Origin of the sequence: Nocardia vulneris (assembly GCF_001613425.1) — a bacterium.
Taxonomy (GTDB): Bacteria; Actinomycetota; Actinomycetes; order Mycobacteriales; family Mycobacteriaceae; genus Nocardia; species Nocardia vulneris.
In genome coordinates this window covers 1-20,235 of record NZ_BDCI01000058.1, presented here as the reverse complement: position 1 = coordinate 20,235, position 20,235 = coordinate 1, and the positions used below count along the sequence as shown (strand labels likewise).

The window sequence follows — 20,235 nt, the reverse complement described above, 5'->3', positions numbered from 1 at the left end:
GGAGCGACCGCAGGAAGGCGCGTAACCGTGCCGCCCACCGATTGGTATCTGCGAAATACCAAGCCTTGAACCCCATTTGTGCACTGTGCGCGCAATACGTCATGCCGGAACCGGCGAGCAGGTGAATTCGCGCACGCAGCATCGCTGGAAATGTGCTTTTGCCCGAAACAGCGGGGTTCTAGCCTACGTCTCGGCGCAGCCAGGTGACCTCGGCGCCGGATTCGGTGCCGTAGCGGTATACCTCCAAGTCTTCGTCCCAGGGTGTGCCGAGGGCGCGGTCGATTTCGGCGGCGAGGTCGTAGTTGTTGTATTTGCCGAGTTCGCCTGCGGCCTGCAGCATCGCGCGCAAGCGCATCTCGCCCAGGGTCACATCGCCGTTGGCACTGGTCGAGCCGTGCCAGAGTCCTAATCCGGGCACGAAACAATAACGTTCGCCGTCGACGCCTTCGCTGGGGTCTTCGGTCACTTCGAATCGGAGCACCGGCCAGGAGCGCAGCGATTGCGCAATACGGGAGGCGGTGCCGACGGGTCCGAGCCATTCACTGGTCGCGCGCAATTGGCCGTCCGCGGGTTGCGCGGTCCAGCGCAATTTCGCGGGCGAACTCAAGGCCGAGGTGAGTGCCCACTCGACGTGCGGGCACAGCGCGGCAGGCGACGAGTGGATGTACACCACACCCGCCGTCACGTCCGCGAACTGACTCGATGCGCGCACCACTAACACCTCCAGCGTCGACGGGGGACGTCTTCCCCAACGACCCGTCCAGCTGGTGTTGCCTGAGTGTACTGGAGTGCCCGATGTTACATGTGTTACTTCAACCCCGTGTTGCGTGTGCCGCCTCCGCAATGACCGCGTCGCTGAATGGCGGCCAGGCCGCCCTGGCCCAGTCGCCGAAATTCTGGTCGGCCAATGCCAGACACGCCAACCGCGACGCGGGGTCCACCCAGAGAAATGTGCCGGACTGTCCGAAATGGCCGTACGTGCCCGGGGAATTCGAGCTTCCGGTCCAGTGCGGCGACTTACCGTCGCGGATCTCGAAGCCGAGTCCCCAATCATTCGGACGCTGCGAACCATAACCGGGCAGCACGCCATTCAGGCCGGGAAATTGGACTGATGTCGCTTCGGCATGAGTCGGTTCGGAGATCAACTGCGGATTCAGCAATTCCGCCGCGAAACGGGTCAGATCGGCGACGGTCGAGCGCGCCGCGTGCCCGGCGGAACCGGCCAGCACCGAGTCCTTCATGCCCAGCGGCACGAAAACCGCGTCGCGCAGGTACTCCTCGAACGCGATGCCGGTCTGTTCGGCGACGAAACGGGCGAGCACCTCGAAGCCCGCGCTGGAGTAGATCCGGCGAGTACCGGGTGCGGCCCGGATATCGTCGGTGTCGAAGGCGAGGCCCGAGGTGTGCGCGAGCAGGTGGCGCACCGTCGACCCCGCCGGGCCGGCCGGCTGATCCAGTTCGATCGCGCCCTCTTCGACCGCGACCAGCACCGCGTACGCGACCAGCGGCTTGGTCACCGAGGCGAGCGGGAACACCCGATCGAGTTCGCCCTCGGTCGCCGCGGCGCCGTCCGCACCGACGACCGCGGCCGCCGCGTGACGGACCGGCCAATCCCTGATCTGCTCTAGTGCACGCACCCCGCGAGCCTACGAGACGAACGCCGATACCATCGAACGACTATGAGTGAAACGCCCACGGTCCACGGCGAGGTGGAGTCCGGCTTCGGACCCGTCGCCGACGCTTTCCGCCGCAACTTCGCCCAGCACGGTGAGGTCGGAGCGGCAGTCGCGGTATACGCGGGTGACCGCCCGGTGGTCGACCTGTGGGCGGGCCATCGGGACCGCCGACGGACGCTGCCGTGGGAGCGCGACACCATCGTCCCGGTGTTCTCCTCGACCAAGGGCCTGGCCGCGTTCACGGTCGCGTCCGCGGTGTCGAAGGGTCTGCTCGATTACGAAGAGCCGGTGGCGACCTACTGGCCCGAGTTCGCGGCGCACGGCAAGGCGGCGGTGACGGTCCGCCAGCTGATCGATCATCAGGCGGGACTGTCCGGCCTGGACCCGATCGTGCGGTTGCCCCAGATCGCGGATCTGGACGGGCTCGCCACGATCCTGGCCGCGCAGAAACCGGCGTGGCGCCCGGGCACCCGGCACGGCTACCACGCGATCACGCTCGGGCTGTACCAGGGCGAACTGCTGCGCCGGGTCGACCCGCAGCGGCGCACGCTCGGGCGCATCTTCGCCGAGGACATCGCGAAACCGCTCGGCCTGGACTTCTTCATCGGGCTGCCCGCCGAACAGGGGTTGGAGCGCATCGCCACCATGGCCGCGACCCGCGGGCTGGACGCGCTGCGTTTCGAGCGCGACCTCCCGCTGCGGATCGGCGCACAACTCGCCGCCAAGCGCGGCCTCGCCTACTCGGCACTCACCAACCCGCGCGTCGGTGATCCGGTGCGGGCGACGCGACGCGAGTTCCTCGAGGTGGAGCTGCCGGGCTCCAACGGCGTCGGCAATGCGAGATCGCTGGCGAAGATCTACGGCGCGGCGGCGGGCCGCACCGGCGCACTACCCATCGAGGACGCGCTGCTCGATCGGCTCGCCGCCGCGGACACCGCCGACGACGTGCCGCCCGGCGATCTGGTGCTGCTGCTCAAAACCCGCTACCACCTCGGGTTCCGCAAGTCCGGCTGCGAGTTCCGCTTCGGCTCCGACAAACGCGCGTACGGCACCACCGGCCTCGGCGGTTCCTTCGGATTCGCCGACCCCACCACCGGTCTCGGCTTCGGCTACACCATGAACCGGCTCGGCCTCGCCGTCCTCGACGACGTCCGCAGCCGCAACCTGCGCCGAGCCCTGATGCGCTGCACCCACTGAGCGCGCCGTGACTGCGAGCGCCTGGGTCGTCGCGGCCGAGCCGTTCGACTCCGCCACCGCGGCACAGCTGTGGCGCGCCTACTACACCGAGGTCAGTGACCGGTGGTATCGGCTGCACGAAGGCAGGGCAACCGATCCGGCGGAGCTGGAGCGGGAGATCGCGGCGGTGCGCGGGCACGAATTCGCGCCGCCGCGCGGGGTTTTACTGGTGGGACGGCTCGACGGCGAGGCGGTGGGCACGGCGGGCGTGCACCTGCTGGATGCCGCGACCGCGGAGTTGAAACGCGTGTTCGTGCGGGCGGATATGCGCGGTAAGGGCGGGGCCGCACTGCTCGTGGCGGCGGCCGAGGACGCCGCGCGCGAGCTGGGAGCCGAGCAGATCGTGCTGGACACCCGGCGGGATCTGGTGGAAGCTCGGGCGTTGTACGCACGGCTCGGATACCGGGAGTCGGCACCGCACAACGACCAGCCCTACGCGCAGTGCTGGTATCGCAAGAAGGTGTAGCGAAGTCTGCTTACACTGGCGATGCTCCACTGTCGCAACGACGCAATCGAGAGCCGCTCACGGAATCGAGGCACCTCGTGGTAGAGCAGACCGCAACCGTCGACACCTATATCGCGTCGTTTCCCGAAGATGTGCGCAGCATCCTCGAGGAGATCCGGGACAGCATCAAACGCGTGCTGCCCGAGGCGACCGAGGCGATCAGCTACGACATCCCGACCTTCAAGGTGAACGGCCACAACGTCGTCCACTTCGCCGGCTGGAAACACCACGTCAGCGTGTATCCGATCCCGGCGGGCGACAAGGCCTTCGAGCGCGCCGTCGAGCCGTATCGCGCCGGCAAGGGAACCCTCAAGTTCCCGCTCACCAAACCGATCCCCTACGACCTGATCGCCGATATCGCCACCAAACTGGCCGCCCGCCGCTGACCGCTGCCGCGAGTGGCACAGCGCGCCACTCGCGGACGCGGATCACCAGTCGGCTTCGGTGTACTTGATGATGCCGCGAATGTTCTTGCCGTCGAGCATGTCCTGGTAACCCTGGTTGATCTCCTCCAGGGAGTAGCTGCGGGTGACCATGTCGTCGAGGTTGAGCTGGCCTGCCTTGTAGAGGCGCAGCAGGTTCGGGGCGTCCTGGCGGGCGTTGCCACCGCCGAAGATGCAGCCCTTCACCGTCTTCTGCAGCATGGACAGCAGGAAGCTGTTCATCTTCACCTCGCCGGCGTCCATCCGGCCCATCGAGGTGACGACCAGGGTGCCCGCCTTGGCGGTGAGGATCAGGCCCTCTTCGATGTAGTCGCCGTGCATCTCCCCCATGGTGAGGATGACCTTCTCCGCCATCCGCCCTTCGGTGGCGTCCATCAGCGGCATGATCGCGGCGGCCATGCTCTCGTAGGTGTGCGTGGCGCCGAACTTCTGCGCCTGCTCCCGCTTCCACGGATTCGGGTCGATGGCCACGACTTTCGACGCGCCGGAGAGCACCGCGCCCTGCAGCGCGCTCATGCCGACACCGCCGATGCCCGCGATCACCACGGTCTCGCCGGGCTCGACCTTGGCCACGTGGGTGGACGAGCCGAAACCGGTGGGCACACCGCAGCCGACCAGGCAGGCCACCTCGAACGGAATGCTGGGATCGATCTTCACCACGGACGTGTGGTGCACCGTCATGTACGGCGAGAAGGTGCCGAGCAGGCACATCGGGATGACGTTCTCGCCGCGCGCCTGGATCCGGTAGGTGCCGTCGCTGATCGCCTGGCCCATCAGCAGGCCGGCACCGAGATCGCACAGCGCCATGTTTCCGCTCACGCACGCCGGACAGCGACCGCAGGCGGGGATGAACGACAGGATCACGTGATCGCCGACGGCGAGGTCGGCGGGGCAGTTCGGCCCGAGCTTGGTGATCACGCCCGCGCCCTCGTGGCCGCCCATCACCGGGAAGGCGGGCATCGGCGTCGCACCGGTCACGATGTGATGGTCGGAATGGCACATGCCCGCGGTCTCCAGCCGGATCTGCACCTCGCCGGAGACCGGATCGCCGACCTCGATCTCTTCCACCGACCACGGTTGGTCGATCCCCCACAGGATCGCGCCCTTCGTCTTCATTCCTGTCGACCCTCTCGCATGCACGTGCTTATATGTGACTGCACCCACACTACGAGAAAAGTGGAACGCGTTCTAGTACTGCGCCGAAAATTCAGCGGCACGAGGGATCAGACCACACGAACACGTTCTAGTATCAGCCCCGCACATCGTGCACGTGGTGCACCAGATCGTGGATGAAGTACCGGGCGAACGAGTCCACCGTGAAGACCGAGCCATCGCTGCGTTCACCGCGCAGATGGCGTTGCGAGAGCGGGACGGATTCGAACGACCGGGCCACCCGCTCCGCGGCATCCGCGAGTTCGGCGCGCACCCGCGCCGGGTCCTGCTGATCGTATCGCTCAGCAACCGCGGTCTCGTCCTGATCCCAGTTCGAGAACCGCGGCACCGAACCGTCCGTTGTACCGGCGAGCATCAGGGCGAGCCGGGAATCGAACAGGCGGCACACGTCGCGCACATGCGCGCCGTACTCCAGCGGCGACCAGGTCGAGTCGTCCGGGCGGACTCGGACATCGGGACGCTGGAGCACATCGGCGAACCGGACGGCGGCATCCCGGGTCAGCGCGGGCACGGCGTCGAACGCGGTGCCGTTCGGGTCGAAACCGCAATCGGCACAAGACCGTTCGATGACCCAGGTCCAATTCTTCACATCGGGAACGATCGGCATGCGCCCAACCTAGCCTGGCGGAATATCAGCTGCGATAGATATTCCGCCAACCCTCGCCAACATCCCGACAATCACTCCATCAGGCGATGCGCACGCCCGAACAGCTCCAGCGTGATGGCGTGCAGGAAGTCGCCGACCTGCTTGGGCGCCTTGCCCGCGAACGCGCGCGCGTGCGTGCCCTCCAGCACGATGCCGAGCTTGAAGCAGGCGAGCACGGTGTACCAGTTGACGGCGCTCAGGTCGCGATCGGAGAACTGCCCGTAATGCGCGACCATCTCCTCGGGCGTGGGCAACCCGCCCGCCGCGCCCAGCTTGCCGACCAGCGCCGCGCCGGTGGTGCCCGGTTCCGGCCGGGTCGCGATCTGCCAGCCGAGATCGAGCAGCGGATCCCCGATGGTCGACATCTCCCAGTCGACCATGGCCGCCACCTGCGGGCCGTCGTAGGCGAACATCATGTTGGCCAGGTGACAGTCGCCGTGCAGGATGCCGGGCGTCCACTGGGCGGGGCGGTGGCGTTCCAGCCACTCCCCGGTGCGCTCGACGCCGGGGATCTGCGGGCCGGGATAACCCTCGTTGGCCGAATAGGATTCGAGTTCGCCGAGCCAGCGCGGCACCTGACGTTCCAGGAACCCGTCGGGCTTGCCGTAGTCGGACAGCCCGAGCGCCTGATAGTCGAGCGCGCCGAGTCGGGCGATGGCTTCCACCGCGGACAGGCCCATCGCCTTGCGGATCGCGGGATCGCCCGCATGCAGCTCGGGCAGCTCGTTGGCCGGGTTGAAGCCGTCGATCGGCTCCATCAGATAGAACACCGCCCCGATCACCGACTCGTCGGGGCACGCGGCGATGACCCGGGGCGCGCGCACCTCGGCTCCGTTCAGCGCCCCGAGCAGGCGCGCCTCGCGGCGGATCACCTCGTTGCTCTTGGCCCGCAGATGCTTCGGCCCACGGCGCAGGACGTAGGTGTGCCCGCCGCGCGCGAACCGCAGCATGACGTTCTGCGTCCCGCCGCCGAGCGCGGTCACCTCTTCGAATTCCCCTGCGGGCAAACCCTGCTCATCCATCCACTTGCCGACGAGGGCGAAGTCGACGAGTTCACGATCCACGCCGCTCGGTTGCGCAACAGACATGCCCCACATTGTGCACCACGGGAATCAGCAAACTGAAGGCACATGACAACAGTTAGCCGGAATCGGTGCGGCGTAGGGTTTCGGGCACCATGCGCACGTTGCTCATCGACAATTACGACTCGTTCACCTACAACCTGTATCAGCTGATCAGCGAGGTGAACGGGCTCGAGCCGACGGTCGTGCGCAATGACGAGGCCGGCGAGCTGGAACTGAGCAGATTCGACAACATCGTGATCTCCCCCGGACCGGGCCGCCCGGACGTGCCGCGCGACGTCGGCATCTCGGCGACCGTGATCCGCGAGGCGGAGCTGCCGTTGCTCGGCGTATGCCTCGGCCATCAGGGCATCGTGGTGGCGGCGGGCGGGATCGTCGCCCCGGCCCCCGCGGCCCGGCACGGCTATCTCGATCGGATCGAGCACGACGATCGAGACCTGTTCGCGGGGGTGCCGCAGGGCTTCACCGCGGTCCGCTACCACTCGCTGTGCGCCCAGCGGCCGCTGCCGGACAGCCTGGAGATCACCGCGCTGTCGGCGGACGGGGTGATCATGGGCGTGCGGCACCGCAGCCGGCCGCAGTGGGGCGTGCAGTTCCACCCCGAGTCGATCGCGGGCGAATTCGGCGCCACCCTCTTGCGCAACTTCGCGGAATTGACTGCGGCGCACCGGAAGACGAACTCGCGCGGCCGAACCCGCAGTCGGCGCATGGATCCGGTGACCATGCGCCTGCGCCCGGTGTCCGTTCCGTCGAACCCGCCACCGCCCGTCACCCCGTCGGCCGCCGCGCCCCTGGCACCCGAGCAATTCCCCGCCGGAGCAGAGCAATTCGGCTGCCGCGACGACGCATCCGTCGCGCCCACCCCTACCGCCGATCCGGATCGCGGCGGGCCGCCGCGACAGTGGCAGGTGCAACATGCCGTGATCGAGCGGGCCATCGATACCGAGAGCGCCTTCGTCCGGCTGTACGGCAACTCCCCCACCGCGGTGTGGCTGGACAGCGAACACGTCGAGCCCGGACTGGATCGCTTCTCGTTCCTGTGCGACGCGAGCGGGCCGCTGTCGGAGGTCGTGCGGTACCGGGTCGGCAGCGGCGAGGTGACCGTGGAGTCGTCCGACGGGCATCGGCGGGTGGTCGCGGGTGGCGTGCTCGACTATCTGGCCGCCGAACTCCGGCGGCGCCGCCTCGAACTGCCCGCGCTGCCTTTCGATTTCGCCGGCGGGTATGTCGGTTACCTCGGCTACGAGGTGAAGGCGGATTGCGGCGGCGCGGCGGCCCACCGGGCGCCGACGCCCGATGCGCAGTGGCTCTTCGCCGACCGGATCGTGGTCGTCGACCACGTCGGCGGGCGCACCCACCTACTGTCGCTGACGGATTCGGCGCCGGAGACGCTGCGCGCCGGCGCCGACTGGCTGCGCGACACCGCCGAAACCTTGGCAGCCCTGCCGACCTGGGCGAATCCGCCCACGCTCGACATCCCGTCGGACGGCGACGCCGTCGAGCCACTGCTGATCCGCGGCCGCGAGCGCTACCTCGCCGATATCGATGTCTGCCAGGAACGGCTACTGGCGGGCGAGTCCTACGAGATCTGCCTCACCGACGGCGTCGCCATCCCCGCCGCCGAAGACGACGGACTCGACTTCTATCGGACGCTGCGCCGCTGTAATCCGGCGCCCTACGCCGCCTATCTGCGCTTCGACGATCTCGAAATCGCCTGTTCCTCACCGGAACGCTTCCTGAAGATCGATCGCAGCCGCACGGTGGAGAGCAAGCCGATCAAGGGCACCGCGCCGCGCGGCGCGACCCCCGCCGAAGACGCACGGCTGGCCAGGGAACTGGCCGACAGCCCGAAGACCCGGGCGGAGAATCTGATGATCGTCGATCTGCTGCGCAACGATCTGGGCCGGGTCTGCGAGATCGGCAGCGTGCACGTGCCGAAGTTGATGGCGATCGAGTCGTATATGACCATGCACCAACTGGTTTCCACCGTGCGCGGCACGCTGCGGCCCGAGGTCGACGTGATCGACTGTCTGCGTGCGTGTTTCCCCGGCGGCTCGATGACCGGTGCGCCGAAACTGCGCACCATGGAGATCATCGACGAGCTGGAAACCGAAGCCCGCGGCGTCTATTCGGGCACCATCGGTTTCCTCGGCCTCGGCGGTACCGCCGATCTCAACATCGTCATCCGCACCGCGGTCCGCTACGACGGCCGCTGGCGCATCGGCGCGGGCGGGGCCATCGTGCTCGACTCCACCGCCGACGACGAATACCACGAGATGACCCTCAAGGCCGCGGCTACGTTGCGCGCCGCCGCCGACCGCGCCGTGCACTGAGCCGGACCGGTCCCGGCCTGGAAAAACCCGCGCTACCCGGCCCCGCCCCGCCGAACGAGGGCACCGGCGGACTCGGCGTGTCGGAGGGTCGTGGCATAGTTCGAGGACGATGAAACTCAGCAAAGGCGCCAACGCACCGGTACCGACATCCCTTCTTGCCGTGGTTGTTTCGTGGCAGTCGGCGCATGCGGTGGACGGGCATGCCCTGTTGCTCGGCGCGACCGGGACGGTGCGCAGCGACCGGGATCTGGTCTTCTACAACGCGCCGCGGCACATCTCGCAAGCCGTGACCATCGATCAGGAACCCGCGCCCCGCACGGCCCGGCTGAGCGTGTCGCTGCCCCGGACCGAGGCGACGGTGCAGCGGATCGTGATCGGCGGATCGGTCGACGAAGGCACCTTCGGCGAGATCACCGGTCTGACACTGACCATCCACGACGCGAACGGTCCGATGACCGAGTTCGCCATCGAGGACGCCGATCCGGTGACCGCGCTGATGTTCGGCGAGTTCTATCGCCGGGACGGGCAGTGGCGCTTCCGCGCGATCGCCCAGGGGTGGTCCACCGGATTGTCCGGGCTGGTCACCGAATTCGGCGTCAGCGTCGACGAACCGGCCGACGCCGCGCGCGGAGCCGAATCGCCCGCGGGTCGGCGGCGGCCGCGCGAACCTGCCGTTTCGCCCCGGCCTGAACGTCTTCCACGCGAAAGCCTGCCCGGCCGTGCCGAGCGCGGACCCGAGCACCAGCTCAACGAAACCCAGCAACAGCTCGACCAAACCCAGCACCAGCTCGACGGAACCCAGCACAACGGGGGCGAACGCATCGGCGTCGAAACGACTCCGCCGGTGCCGGACACCGCGATCCGCGCCCGGGGCAGCCGCCCGGTCGATCTCGCCCGTCGCCCCGTCGAGACCGCCCCGCCCCCGCCCCCACCGGATCCCGAACGCGCCGACTGGTATCCGGACCCGGAGAACTCCGCCCGCCTGCGCTGGTGGGACGGCACGGAGTGGACCTCGGCCACGCACCGGCGCCGCCCACCGGACGAGCGTCAGTGCGCCCGTTGTGGAAACCCGCGCCGCCGCAAGCTGTTCCGCGGCCTCGCGCCGTGCGAGCCGTGCGCGGCCGAGACCGAGGAATTCCTCGTGCACTGGCACAGCCAGGCGTGGCGGGTGCTCACCACGCATGGGCCGCGCGGGCCCGAATGGGCGGCGCTGTGGGCGTCGCTGCGGTATCAGCGCGTCGATGAGAACGCGGGTCGTGCCGTGCTGCACGACGCGGCACTGAGCTACGTCGAACGCCTGGTCGCGTTCACCTTCGCCGACGGCGAGGTCGAGCAGGGCGAGCTGGCCGCCTTCGAGCACGCCGTCGCCGAACTGCTGCTGTCCGGTCCATTGATCGAAGACCTGCGCAGGCGAATGCATCGCGGCCGCAGCCTGTCCCGGCTGCGGGCCGGCGACCTGCCGGTGGTGCGCACGCCGGGACTGCATCTGGACCCGGAGGAGAAGGTGCACCTCGATCTGCCCGCGATCCACGTCCGCCAGCTGGCCCGTGGGCCGCGGCTGACCGAGGGCAGGCTGATCGTCAGCAACAAGAAGCTGCGTTTCGTCGGCGACGGCACCGGCGTCGAATTGCCGTGGTCCCGTGTCGTTTCCGTGCACACCGAACAGAACACGGTGGTGCTCGCGGCGACCTCGGCGCGCGGCGGCGCCAGTTTCACCGTGAACGACCCCGACCATGTCGCCGCCGCGCTGGAGGGTGCGCTACGGGTGGCCAAGCGCCTCATCCTCACCCCGGGTCAGCGCGACACCCGCAGCATCCCGCAGGAGGTGAAAGCCGAAGTGTGGCAGCGCGACGGCGGCAAGTGCGTCGAATGCGGTGACAGCCACTACCTGGAGTTCGACCACATCATCCCGCTCAGCCGCGGCGGCGCGACCAGCGCCGCCAACCTGCAGATCCTGTGCCGCTCGTGCAATCGCGCCAAGGGCGCCCGCATCTGAGGCCCAGCCCCTGTCCAGCGGTCAGCTCAGGCCCGCCGTGCGCCCCAGATCGGCCAGCATCGCGTCGAACAGCACTTCGGGATTGGAGAGCGGAATCGGGTAGTTGCCGAAGACCTCCAGCGTGACGTGACCGTAGAGGCGCGCCCAGATCTGGATCATCAGATACATCACGCCCAGATCGAGCTTCTCGGCCGGGAACTTCTGCCCGGACTCGGACAGCGCGGCGAGCAGCTCGGTCTGGAAGTGCACCAGGTCCTCGTGCAACTCCGGCGGGATGACATCGGTTCGCGGGGTGACGATGTCGTAGTTGGCCAGCAGCCGGCCCGCGGCGGCGAGGAAGATCCGGCCGAACGGCTCGTCGAAGCGGCGCAGCGCCCTGGCTTCGTCGCCGCCGCCGGGCGAAGCGAACACCAGGGTGAACTCCCTGGTGTGCGCCAGTGCCCAGCGCCGAAATCCCTTGCAGATGGCGAAGAACTGCACCACGCCGTCGTCGGGCAGGGTGGCGATCTCGGCCGACAGCTCGGCGGCGAGATCGGCGCAGAACTCCAGGCGCAGCCGTTCCATCAGCTCGTCCAGCGAGCGGTGGTACCGATACAGCGCGGGCGCGGTGATACCGAGGGCCCGCGCGATCGCACGCAAACTCACCGCGTCGGGCCCGTGTTCGACCAACAGCGTCCTGGCCACCCGCCGGATCTCGGCGTCGGTCACGACCGGCGAGCGGCCCCGGGGTCTGGGGTTACTCATGCTGGTTAGATTAGGCGTCATCGAAGCCTCGCGTGGTCGTGCGGACCGCTGTGCGGTCACGCGTATTCGACATCCCACCGCTTGATGCCGTTGAGCCAGCCCGAGCGCAGCCGCACCGGCTCGGACACCTGACGCAGATTCGGCATCGCGTCGGCGATCGCGTTGAACATCAGATCGATCTGCAGCCGGGCCAGATTCGCGCCGACGCAGTAGTGCGTGCCGGTACCGCCGAAGCCGACGTGCGGGTTGGGATTGCGCAGCACATCGAAGCTGAACGGATCCCGGAACGCCTCTTCGTCGAAATTGGCCGAACCGTAGAACAACCCGACCCGCTGACCCTGCTTGATCTGCTGCCCGCCGAGTTCCAGGTCCTGCGTGGCGGTGCGCTGGAAGGCGTTCACGGGGGTGGCCCAGCGGACGATCTCGTCGGGTGCGGTGCGCGGCCGCTGCTCCTTGTAGATCTCCCACTGCTCCGGGTTGTCCACGAACGCCTTCATGCCGTGGGTGATCGAGTTGCGGGTGGTCTCGTTGCCCGCGACCGAGAGCAGGATGACGAAGAAGGCGAATTCGTCGGACGCCAGACCCTCACCGTCGATGTCCGCATTGACCAATTGGGTCACGATGTCGTCTGCGGGACACTTGCGACGATCTTCGGCCATATTCCACGCGTAGCCCATGACCTCGGCGGTGGCGACCTGGTGATCGCCTTCGAACTCCGGATCGTCGTAGGAGATCATCTGATTGGACCAGTCGAAGATCTTCTTGCGATCTTCCTGCGGGATGCCGATCAGCTCGGCGATGGCCTGCAAGGGCAGTTCACAGGCGACCTGTTCGACGAAGTCGCCGCTGCCGTTCTTCTTGGCCTCGTGCACGATCCGGGCCGCCCGCTCGGTGAGCGCGGCGCGCAGGCTCTCGATCGCGCGCGGGGTGAAGCCCTTGGAGATGATCCGGCGCACCTTGGTGTGCTTGGGCGGATCGAGGTTGATCAGCAGCATGTCGCTGAGCATGTCGATCTGCTCGGTGGTGACGTCCTCGTTGAACCGGATGATCGAACCGTTCTGATGTGACGAGAACAGTTCCGGGTGCTTGGAGATCTCCTTGATGTGGTCGAGCTTGGAGACCACCCAGTAGCCGCCGTCGTCGAAGCCGCTCGACCGGCCCGATTGCGCGCACCACCAGACCGGGGCGGTGCGCCGCAGCTCGGCGAACTCCGCCACCGGCAGCCGGGCGGCGAGCATGTCTGGATCGGTGAAGTCGAATCCTGCGGGAATCGAGGGCGTGGTCACGGTCACTGCTAACTCCTACCGGTCTGGGCTGCAGACCTCACGACACTGTGCGGAACACGTTCTGGATCGATAGAAGCACAGAACAGGGGTTTGTGAACAGCGTTTAGTAAAACCCGTTTACTCAACCTGCCGCGGCGGTCGCAGTGTCATTGCACCGGAGTCAGCGGCGGCGGCTGCCAGCCACCGCGGACGGCCTCCTCTTTCGGGGCGTACAGGCGCAGAGTGAGGGAGAACTGGCCGGATTCCGGGATGGGCAGCCAGTTGCCCGGCGGGACGGCCGGTCCCGGATCGCCGTGTTGCACGGCGAGGTCGACCGAACCGTCCGGATTGGGGACCACCGGTAGCTGGTGGCCGACCGAGTAGATCCCGGCGGGGTTGTCGATCAGATAACTGTCCGGGCCGTAGGCGGTCAAGGACCAGAAGGCCGCGACGGGCGGGGTCCGGCCGGGCGGGAAATGCAGGCGGAATCGGCTGCCGTTCGCACCCGCCGTGGCGAACAGGGTCGGATAGATCGCGTCCTGAGCGAGGTTGGCGCCCAGGCCTTTCCACGCGATCGCCGCGCGCTGGAGATAGTTCGTGCCGTAGGCGCCGATGGACGGGTCGAAGGTCCAGCCGTTCTCGTGCACCGCCTGCGGGTCGAGATAGACCGGAATCTGTTGCTTCGCAGTGGCCACCGCCGCGGTGAGTTCGGCCGCGGCGATACCGGTGACCTTGCCGCCCGGCGTGATCCCGAGCGTGGCAAAGCGTTTCATCGCGGGCGCGTCGGCCGGGGCGGGCGGGGTCGTCGCGAGGACCGCGCACAGACGCTCGAAGAAGGTGCTCGCATCCATGGCCGCGACCTGTTCGGCGGGCGGCGTCGAATCCGCCTGCGGCGCAGGCGCACCGGCCTGCGGCTCGACGTTGCCACTGAGCGGTGTCACCGTGAGCTGCTGCTGAATGGCATGCACGGCAGGCAGATCCGCCGCACCGTTCACCTGGATCCGGCCGAGCAGCCATACCGTCGAGGTCGGCATAGGCAGCGGGGTGACGTCGTCCGGCAGGGTGCCCGACCACCCGGGACCGACCACTGCGTAGGTGTACGGCGCTCCGGACTTCGCCTGCGGCCGAACGCTACTCGGGTTGTGCACGGTGTTCGTCCAGGCATCGAGCAGCTGCATCAACCAGTACCGGCCGTCCTCGATGGCCGGTACGCGCAACAGGATCGGCTCGGCGCGCAGGTCCAGCCATGCCGCCGAGTACAGGGTGTCCTGGTTGAGGCGCACCACATCCCGTCGCGCGGGCGTCGGCAACGTCGACGCGTGCTGGAATCGGTTGGTCGCCCCGGCCGCGACCCGGGTGACGTCCATCAGGACGAGCGGATAGCCGAAGATGTAGGCGTCCTTGGCGATCGCCGCGGTATCACTGAGCCGGGTGGTCGGCGCGGCCGGCGATTCGACCTCGGACTCCGCACAGGACGACACCCCGGCCGAGACCGCGGCCACCGACGCCGCCAGCCCGAACATGCTCCGACGGGAAAGTCCGCCGGTCCGATCACCCATGGTTCCCCTGCTTCCCGATCCGATCGGACAGTGCCAGAGCTGCACACCGCAGTATAGCCAAGCGTTAGCCGATACTACGGAAAAGCAGGGGTGCAGACGCCGGTCGCGAGGGCCGCACCGACGGCATCGCTACTGACGGGCATACCTCGTACTACGCACGCAGACATGGCGATACGAGCAGTTGCCGATCGGTAACCGAAATAACTCAGGTGCCGAGGACCGCGTTCATGATGGTGCCCGCACTGGTCGCCACCACACCACCGACCATGGCCCCCGCGATCATCTTCGGTGACTGCAGCGCACCACCCTGCCACTTCTCCCACGCGAACTTACCGCCCGCGAAGACGATGGCGAGAATGCCCGAGAGCAGCGCGAACCAGGTCAGGTAGCGAACCATCTGCAGGATCTTGTCCGACAGCGGCGGCGCCTCCGGCGTGGGGTTTCCGACTTGCGCCAGTGTCGTGAAGGTATCGCCGACCGACGCCAGAATGATGCTCACCATCTACTCCCTACGCTCCACTACAACCGTGCCGCCGCCCGAGCCGCCACACGAAAGCTGTTAAACCGCCGATGAATTCGATCTTGGACGAGGATACGGGCTCATCGTTACTCCCGTGGATACCCGGTACGCAACAGCGCACACACCCCCGTGCCGAGTCGCACGCTGCATTCCGCGGAATCGCCCCCAAGCGGTAGTAGCAACCCGCCGGCGGCGCCGTCGGGGCGCGGCCGCCGAGCGCACCGGCCACCGCGCCCCTCCATCATCGGCGAGCATCGGCAACCCGGCAAGGTGCTCGCGGCACCGAACTTCCTTGGGGCCCTGACTCGATCCGTCCCGAAAGGAAGGCCGCATTGCAGCGAACAAACCGATACCATCACAGGCAGCGACTTTCCTGCCCTGTCCCGAACCCAGAATGAGCTGACGACGATGATCCTGGCCGCCGCTTACGACACCCTGCTCGCGCAGATCGGCAATCCCAGCCCCGAAGCTCCGCCGGTCTCCGACAAGTTCCTCCAACTGGTTCGCTACTTCACCTGGTTCGTGCTGCTGGCCGGCATCGTGGCCATCATCTACGCGGGCGGCAAGTTCGCGTGGGAGAAATGGACCGGCGGCGGCCTGGACTCGCCGAAGATGGTGGCGGGAGCCATGATCGGTGGTGTGGTCGCGACCAGCGCGGGCACCATCATGAACGCCGTCATCGGCTGAGCGCCGCGCCGGTACCACACCGGCCCGGCCGCGCCGCTACACGTCGGGGAGCCAGCTGCCGTGGAATCCGAACGGAACCCGTTGCGGCAGGTGCACAGTGGCCACCGGGGCCGCGGCAAGATCGTCGGCGCGCAAAATAGCCAGATCGCTCAGCTCTGACGTGGCGTTATAGACAAAAGACATGAGATATCCGCTGCCGCCGGGCTGTTCGTCCGCGGGTGCGAACACCGCTTCCGCGGGGACGCGTCCCGCACCGAACTCGTGCGTGGTCCGATCGCCGGTGTGCAGGTCGTAGCGGATCAGCGCACTCGAGTCGCCGGCGACCGTCACATGACCGAAGCGCGCATCCTGGCCGATCAGCCGATCGTCCACCCGGGGGAACTCCGCGACCCGATCGTCGAGCTGTTCCTCGGCCACGGCGCCCGTGCCCAGATCAATGGTCCAGCGCCACAACGTGGACTCGTCGAACCCGTGCGAGTCGTGCTGCCACAGCTGCGGATAGCGCATGACGTACAGCACGATCTTTCCCGGCTCGTCGTGCGCGTTGAGCGTGTGGAACACATAGCAGGGATCGATGGCGAACCAGCGCACCTCGCCGTACGGATCGTCGCGGCGCAGCACGCCGAGCCGGGCCGGATAGGACTCGCTCCAGCGGAACGGCATCCCCTCCCGAGCCAGCGCGGTGGGCAGGTCGAAAACTACAGGTAGATCCATGAATACGACATGCTGCGCGGTGAGATTGAAATCGTGCTGCATGGTCGCGGCGGGCACCTCGATGGGCCTGCTGAGCAGCAACGTGCCGTCGGCGTCGGCGCGGTGGTAGGTGAGATAGGGCTCGTTGAGCACCTCATAGCCGAAGAAGTGCAGCTCACCGGTGCTCGGACAGGTTTTGGGGTGCGCGGTCATCGGCGTGTGCAGCGCGCCGTCGAAGTCGTAGGGCCCGACCGTGTCCAGCTCGCAGGTCAATTCGTAGGGATAGGACGATTCGACCAGCGCCAGCGTCCGGCCCGCGTGCCGGATGACGTGCGTATTGGCCACGCCCGCGGCCAGATCCCGGTTGCCCTCGTCATCGATGACGCGAGCGCCGTCGGTGAATGTCTTGGTACGCACCCAGCGATTACGGTACGAGACGGCGCGTCCGTTCTCGATGCGGATGCCGTGCACCATGCCGTCACCGGTGAACCAGTGCCGGGACGCGGCGTCGTGCGGATTGGGCCCGTTGCGCAGGTACCAGCCGGTGAGTTCGGCCGGAATCTGGCCGGTGACCGGCAGATCGTGCGTGGTCAACTCTGCGGCGACCGGGGCGTAGTTGCCGGCGAGATGCGGGACGGGAGAAGTCATGCGGAACGACCGATCTGAGCGGGGGCGGCTGCGCCCAATATTCCTGTTTAGACATGTCGAAACTAGAGTTTGAGAAATCGACCTGTCAATAGTGGAATGTAGAGTGACCCGCATGAGTCTCCGCTTCGCCGTGCTCGGGCTGCTCGCCGACCGCCCAGCCAGCGGATATGACCTGATCCAGCGCTTCAAGGTGTCGCTGGCCAATGTCTGGACGGCAACCCAGAGCCAGATCTACACCGAACTCGGCACGCTCGCCGACGCCGGCCTGATCTCCGTCTCGGACGAAGGGCCGCGTGGCCGCAAGGAATACACGATCACCGAGTCCGGCCGCGCCGAACTACGGCACTGGCTGACCGAGACGAAGCCCAAGCACTCGGTCCGCAACGAGACGACGCTGCGCGTCTTCTTTCTCGGCGCGCTGGCACCGGCCCAGGCCGCGTCCTACCTGAGCGAGATCGCGACCCGAGCCGCGGAAGGCCTCGCGGCGCTGCGCGCTTTGGAGAAATCGATCGCCTGGGAGGACGACAACGAGTTCTCCCGCTACGGCCGGCTCGCGCTGGAATGGGGTCAGCGGTTCCACGCGATGAACGAGGAGTGGGCTCGCTGGGCCGGCGAGCAGATCCCCGAGCAATGAGCGCGTGTCAGCGCAGCACGCCCGCGGCACGGGCGGCGCGCAGCCAGTCTGGGAATTCGCCGAGCAGGCGGGTGTACAGCTCGCCGTCCTCGACGCGGTCGATATCGTCGAGGGCGAAAAAGCCAGCGTTGTCGACCAACCGGTCCGACAGCTCGTCGAGCGTGCGGAGCAGTCCGTAGTTCGCCTTGCCCAATCCGATGAACTGCCAGAACACGGGCAGCCGCGCCGCATCCCGGATGAGCGCGCTGATCTCGCGCTTGTTCGCGAAGCCGCCGTCGGTGAAGAACAGGATCAGGGTCGGTCCGTCGCCGGGACGCACCGAGGACAGGATGTCGCGCATGATCGGCAGTTCGTCGTTGCGTCCGCCGATCCGGTCGTAATCGATACCCGCGTGGTTCCCGCCGAGGTGCAGATAGGTCTGCGCCCATTCGTCGCTGTGCTCGACGGTGATATCGGGCAGTTTGGCGAACGACAGCGCGTACAGGTACGCCTCGAGCCTGCCGTTGTCGTCGAGCTGGGTGGCGATCGGAACCATCCGCTGCACGACGCGGTGCACCACCTGATTGCGGTACTGCTTCTGCATGCTGCCGGTCTTGTCGAGCACCAGCACCACGCGCGCACGAATACCGAAGGCATCCTTGTCGATCAGCACCTTCGCGACGGCACGCTTACGCAGGTCGAGCTTTTCGCGTTTCTCGAACGACAGCGCCGCCTCGCCGGGCACGGTGCGCACCTGCGGCTCCGGTGCCAGGGCGGGCGTATCGTCCACGCGCACACCATGATCGGTGACCAGCGCCGCGAAACCGCCCGCGTAGCCCTGCCCCACCGCCCGCACCTTCCACGCCGACTCGCGGCGGTACAGCTCGAGCGCGATCACCACGGACTCGCTCGACAGACCCTCGATGCGGTACTCGTACACCATGTTTGCGGCACTGTCGGCGACCGTCACCACCGGCGCGGCGAACTGCCCGAACGTCGCGGACGCGTCGGCGAGGGTGAGGATCGCGCGCACCTGCATGATCTCGGCGGGCAGGTCGGCGGGCGAAACCTCCAGCGCGGCGGCGCCTTCGGTGCGCAGGTGCACGCCGGGCCCGCTCGGCTGATTGAAGAACACGAAGTCGGCGTCGGAGCGCACGACGCCCGCCGCGGTCACCAGCAGGGCCGACAGATCGACCTCGGCCTCGGTCCGCACCGACAGCACCACCCGCGGCTCGGCCAGTGCCCCGTTCTGCCCCTTGACCAGTGCAGCGCCCATCGAGACTCCTTAGAACGGACCGAAATCGTCGCCAGAGTATGACAGTGCCGCGGCCGCCGTGGGCGCGCTCAGGCGACCACGAACGGGTCGGCCTGCCAGCCGGTGAGGGCAACGATCTCCGCGGCGATCTCTTCGGGGGTCCGGTCGGTGGTGTCGACCACCCGGACCCACGCCGGCACCGCGTGGTCGAGTTCCCTGGCCGTCGCGATGCTGCGCTCGATGTGCCGCTGCAGTTCGATGCCGTTCTCGCGCACCGCGAGCCGCGCGGACGCGGTCTGATCGTCACAGGTCAGCAGCACCGCGGTGACCGTCGGCGTATCCCCCATCGCCGCCGTGAGCTCCGCGATGACCTCGGGAAACACGCTCGCGGTATTGGTGTAGATCAACCGTCGGTAGCCGAGCCCGCGGTAGTTCCCCCACATCGCCGCCAGATTCTGTTCGGCGAGGCCGTGCTCCCAGGTGGGCGGGTAGGCCAGATCGAGGCTGTCGCCTTCGATCAGCGCGTGCCGCACGTTCGCCGCAGCGAGTACCGCGTGCACGGCGAGACCGACCCGGCTCTTGCCGACGCCCGAGCGCCCACCGAGGAACAGCACCTCCGATTTGTCGATCACCCGTCCAGAATGCCAACCCGCCGGAGGCGAGCCGAGTCGGTGCGACCTGGATCACAGCCCTTGCATGTGGAACAGTTGTAAGAACACAATAGTTATATGCTTACAACTGTTGACGGGTTGTCCGCCCGTCGCAAAACGATCGTGCTGGCAACGTGCTGTCTGAGCCTGCTCATCGTGTCGATGGACGCGACCATCGTGAACGTCGCGATCCCGGCCATCCAGGCGGATCTGCACGCGCCGCTGTCGCGGCTGCAATGGATCGTCGACGCCTACACCCTCACTCTCGCGAGCTTCCTGATGCTGGCCGGGACCGCGGCCGACCGGTTCGGCCGCCGCAAGGTGTTCCGAATCGGACTGGCCACCTTCGCGCTCGGCTCCCTGCTGTGCAGCCTCGCGCCGACCATCGAGGTCTTGATCGGGGCACGGTTCCTGCAGGCGGTCGGCGGCTCGATGCTCAATCCGGTGGCGATGTCGATCATCACCACCGTGTTCACCGGCCGGGTCGAACGCGCGCGGGCGATCGGTGTGT

The 20,235-nt window shown here is 67.5% G+C and carries 20 protein-coding genes; 8 read left to right on the top strand and 12 right to left on the bottom strand.

Going from position 1 to position 20,235, the window contains the following annotated elements:
- Positions 1 to 178 precede the first annotated feature (178 nt).
- Entirely contained in the window at positions 179 to 712 is a 534-nt protein-coding gene (locus NVU01S_RS41470; RefSeq protein WP_014982898.1) for a DUF3145 domain-containing protein, read from the bottom strand.
- Positions 713 to 812: 100 nt separating this feature from the next.
- Positions 813 to 1,637 (bottom strand): serine hydrolase domain-containing protein, encoded by an 825-nt coding sequence (locus NVU01S_RS41465; RefSeq protein WP_043682177.1) that lies wholly within the window; start codon positions 1,635 to 1,637, stop codon positions 813 to 815.
- 42 nt (positions 1,638 to 1,679) lie between these two features.
- On the opposite strand from NVU01S_RS41465, the gene NVU01S_RS41460 reads away from it, so the two are divergent.
- The 3 genes from NVU01S_RS41460 to NVU01S_RS41450 all read left to right on the top strand — a co-directional run bounded on the left by NVU01S_RS41460 (position 1,680) and on the right by NVU01S_RS41450 (position 3,803).
- Positions 1,680 to 2,873: a serine hydrolase domain-containing protein gene (locus NVU01S_RS41460; protein WP_043682174.1), complete on the top strand. Its 1,194-nt coding sequence runs from the start codon at positions 1,680 to 1,682 to the stop codon at positions 2,871 to 2,873.
- A 7-nt stretch (positions 2,874 to 2,880) separates the two neighbouring features.
- Complete coding sequence (locus NVU01S_RS41455) at positions 2,881 to 3,378, top strand: GNAT family N-acetyltransferase (RefSeq protein ID WP_043682171.1); 498 nt, start codon at positions 2,881 to 2,883, stop codon at positions 3,376 to 3,378.
- Positions 3,379 to 3,455: 77 nt separating this feature from the next.
- The gene (locus tag NVU01S_RS41450) at positions 3,456 to 3,803 is read left to right on the top strand and encodes an iron chaperone (RefSeq protein ID WP_042259658.1); all 348 of its coding nucleotides are present in this window, start codon (positions 3,456 to 3,458) and stop codon (positions 3,801 to 3,803) included.
- A 42-nt stretch (positions 3,804 to 3,845) separates the two neighbouring features.
- On the opposite strand, the gene NVU01S_RS41445 is transcribed toward NVU01S_RS41450, so the two are convergent.
- The 3 genes from NVU01S_RS41445 to NVU01S_RS41435 all read right to left on the bottom strand — a co-directional run bounded on the left by NVU01S_RS41445 (position 3,846) and on the right by NVU01S_RS41435 (position 6,776).
- The gene (locus NVU01S_RS41445; RefSeq protein WP_014982893.1) at positions 3,846 to 4,976 is read right to left on the bottom strand and encodes an NDMA-dependent alcohol dehydrogenase; all 1,131 of its coding nucleotides are present in this window, start codon (positions 4,974 to 4,976) and stop codon (positions 3,846 to 3,848) included.
- Positions 4,977 to 5,109: 133 nt separating this feature from the next.
- On the bottom strand, positions 5,110 to 5,640 hold the full coding sequence (locus NVU01S_RS41440; RefSeq protein ID WP_043682167.1) for a DinB family protein: 531 nt from the start codon (positions 5,638 to 5,640) through the stop codon (positions 5,110 to 5,112).
- A 71-nt stretch (positions 5,641 to 5,711) separates the two neighbouring features.
- The gene (locus NVU01S_RS41435) at positions 5,712 to 6,776 is read right to left on the bottom strand and encodes a phosphotransferase family protein (RefSeq protein ID WP_082032465.1); all 1,065 of its coding nucleotides are present in this window, start codon (positions 6,774 to 6,776) and stop codon (positions 5,712 to 5,714) included.
- A gap of 80 nt (positions 6,777 to 6,856) precedes the next feature.
- On the opposite strand from NVU01S_RS41435, the gene pabB reads away from it, so the two are divergent.
- A complete protein-coding gene (gene pabB, locus NVU01S_RS41430) occupies positions 6,857 to 9,094 on the top strand; it encodes an aminodeoxychorismate synthase component I (protein ID WP_043682160.1) in 2,238 nt (745 codons plus the stop codon).
- A 109-nt stretch (positions 9,095 to 9,203) separates the two neighbouring features.
- Positions 9,204 to 11,090 carry a TerD family protein gene (locus NVU01S_RS41425; RefSeq protein WP_043682157.1) on the top strand — a complete coding sequence of 629 codons (1,887 nt, stop codon included), beginning with the start codon at positions 9,204 to 9,206 and terminating at the stop codon, positions 11,088 to 11,090.
- 21 nt (positions 11,091 to 11,111) lie between these two features.
- On the opposite strand, the gene NVU01S_RS41420 is transcribed toward NVU01S_RS41425, so the two are convergent.
- From NVU01S_RS41420 to NVU01S_RS41405, 4 genes are all read right to left on the bottom strand, one after another.
- Positions 11,112 to 11,834 carry a TetR/AcrR family transcriptional regulator gene (locus tag NVU01S_RS41420; protein WP_043682153.1) on the bottom strand — a complete coding sequence of 241 codons (723 nt, stop codon included), beginning with the start codon at positions 11,832 to 11,834 and terminating at the stop codon, positions 11,112 to 11,114.
- 56 nt (positions 11,835 to 11,890) lie between these two features.
- Positions 11,891 to 13,120, bottom strand: coding sequence for a cytochrome P450 (locus tag NVU01S_RS41415; RefSeq protein WP_043682208.1), 1,230 nt, complete (start codon positions 13,118 to 13,120; stop codon positions 11,891 to 11,893).
- A 146-nt stretch (positions 13,121 to 13,266) separates the two neighbouring features.
- The gene (locus tag NVU01S_RS41410; protein WP_043682150.1) at positions 13,267 to 14,658 is read right to left on the bottom strand and encodes a DUF1254 domain-containing protein; all 1,392 of its coding nucleotides are present in this window, start codon (positions 14,656 to 14,658) and stop codon (positions 13,267 to 13,269) included.
- Positions 14,659 to 14,863: 205 nt separating this feature from the next.
- A complete protein-coding gene (locus NVU01S_RS41405; protein ID WP_014982885.1) occupies positions 14,864 to 15,160 on the bottom strand; it encodes a hypothetical protein in 297 nt (98 codons plus the stop codon).
- Between the two features lie 426 nt (positions 15,161 to 15,586).
- Here NVU01S_RS41405 and NVU01S_RS41400 point away from each other — a divergent pair, with 426 nt between their 5' ends.
- Positions 15,587 to 15,865, top strand: a complete 279-nt coding sequence (locus NVU01S_RS41400) for a hypothetical protein (protein ID WP_014982884.1) — start codon at positions 15,587 to 15,589, stop codon at positions 15,863 to 15,865.
- Positions 15,866 to 15,901: 36 nt separating this feature from the next.
- On the opposite strand, the gene NVU01S_RS41395 is transcribed toward NVU01S_RS41400, so the two are convergent.
- Entirely contained in the window at positions 15,902 to 17,206 is a 1,305-nt protein-coding gene (locus NVU01S_RS41395) for a carotenoid oxygenase family protein (RefSeq protein ID WP_043682147.1), read from the bottom strand.
- A gap of 112 nt (positions 17,207 to 17,318) precedes the next feature.
- On the opposite strand from NVU01S_RS41395, the gene NVU01S_RS41390 reads away from it, so the two are divergent.
- On the top strand, positions 17,319 to 17,840 hold the full coding sequence (locus tag NVU01S_RS41390) for a PadR family transcriptional regulator (RefSeq protein WP_043682144.1): 522 nt from the start codon (positions 17,319 to 17,321) through the stop codon (positions 17,838 to 17,840).
- Positions 17,841 to 17,847: 7 nt separating this feature from the next.
- Here the strand turns inward: NVU01S_RS41390 and NVU01S_RS41385 are convergent, their stop codons facing one another.
- Both NVU01S_RS41385 and NVU01S_RS41380 read right to left on the bottom strand, forming a co-directional pair.
- Complete coding sequence (locus NVU01S_RS41385; protein ID WP_043682141.1) at positions 17,848 to 19,095, bottom strand: vWA domain-containing protein; 1,248 nt, start codon at positions 19,093 to 19,095, stop codon at positions 17,848 to 17,850.
- A gap of 68 nt (positions 19,096 to 19,163) precedes the next feature.
- Positions 19,164 to 19,706: an ATPase gene (locus NVU01S_RS41380; RefSeq protein WP_209444906.1), complete on the bottom strand. Its 543-nt coding sequence runs from the start codon at positions 19,704 to 19,706 to the stop codon at positions 19,164 to 19,166.
- A gap of 96 nt (positions 19,707 to 19,802) precedes the next feature.
- On the opposite strand from NVU01S_RS41380, the gene NVU01S_RS41375 reads away from it, so the two are divergent.
- A partial coding sequence (locus NVU01S_RS41375; RefSeq protein WP_156522248.1) for an MFS transporter occupies positions 19,803 to 20,235 on the top strand: 433 nt, incomplete at its 3' end.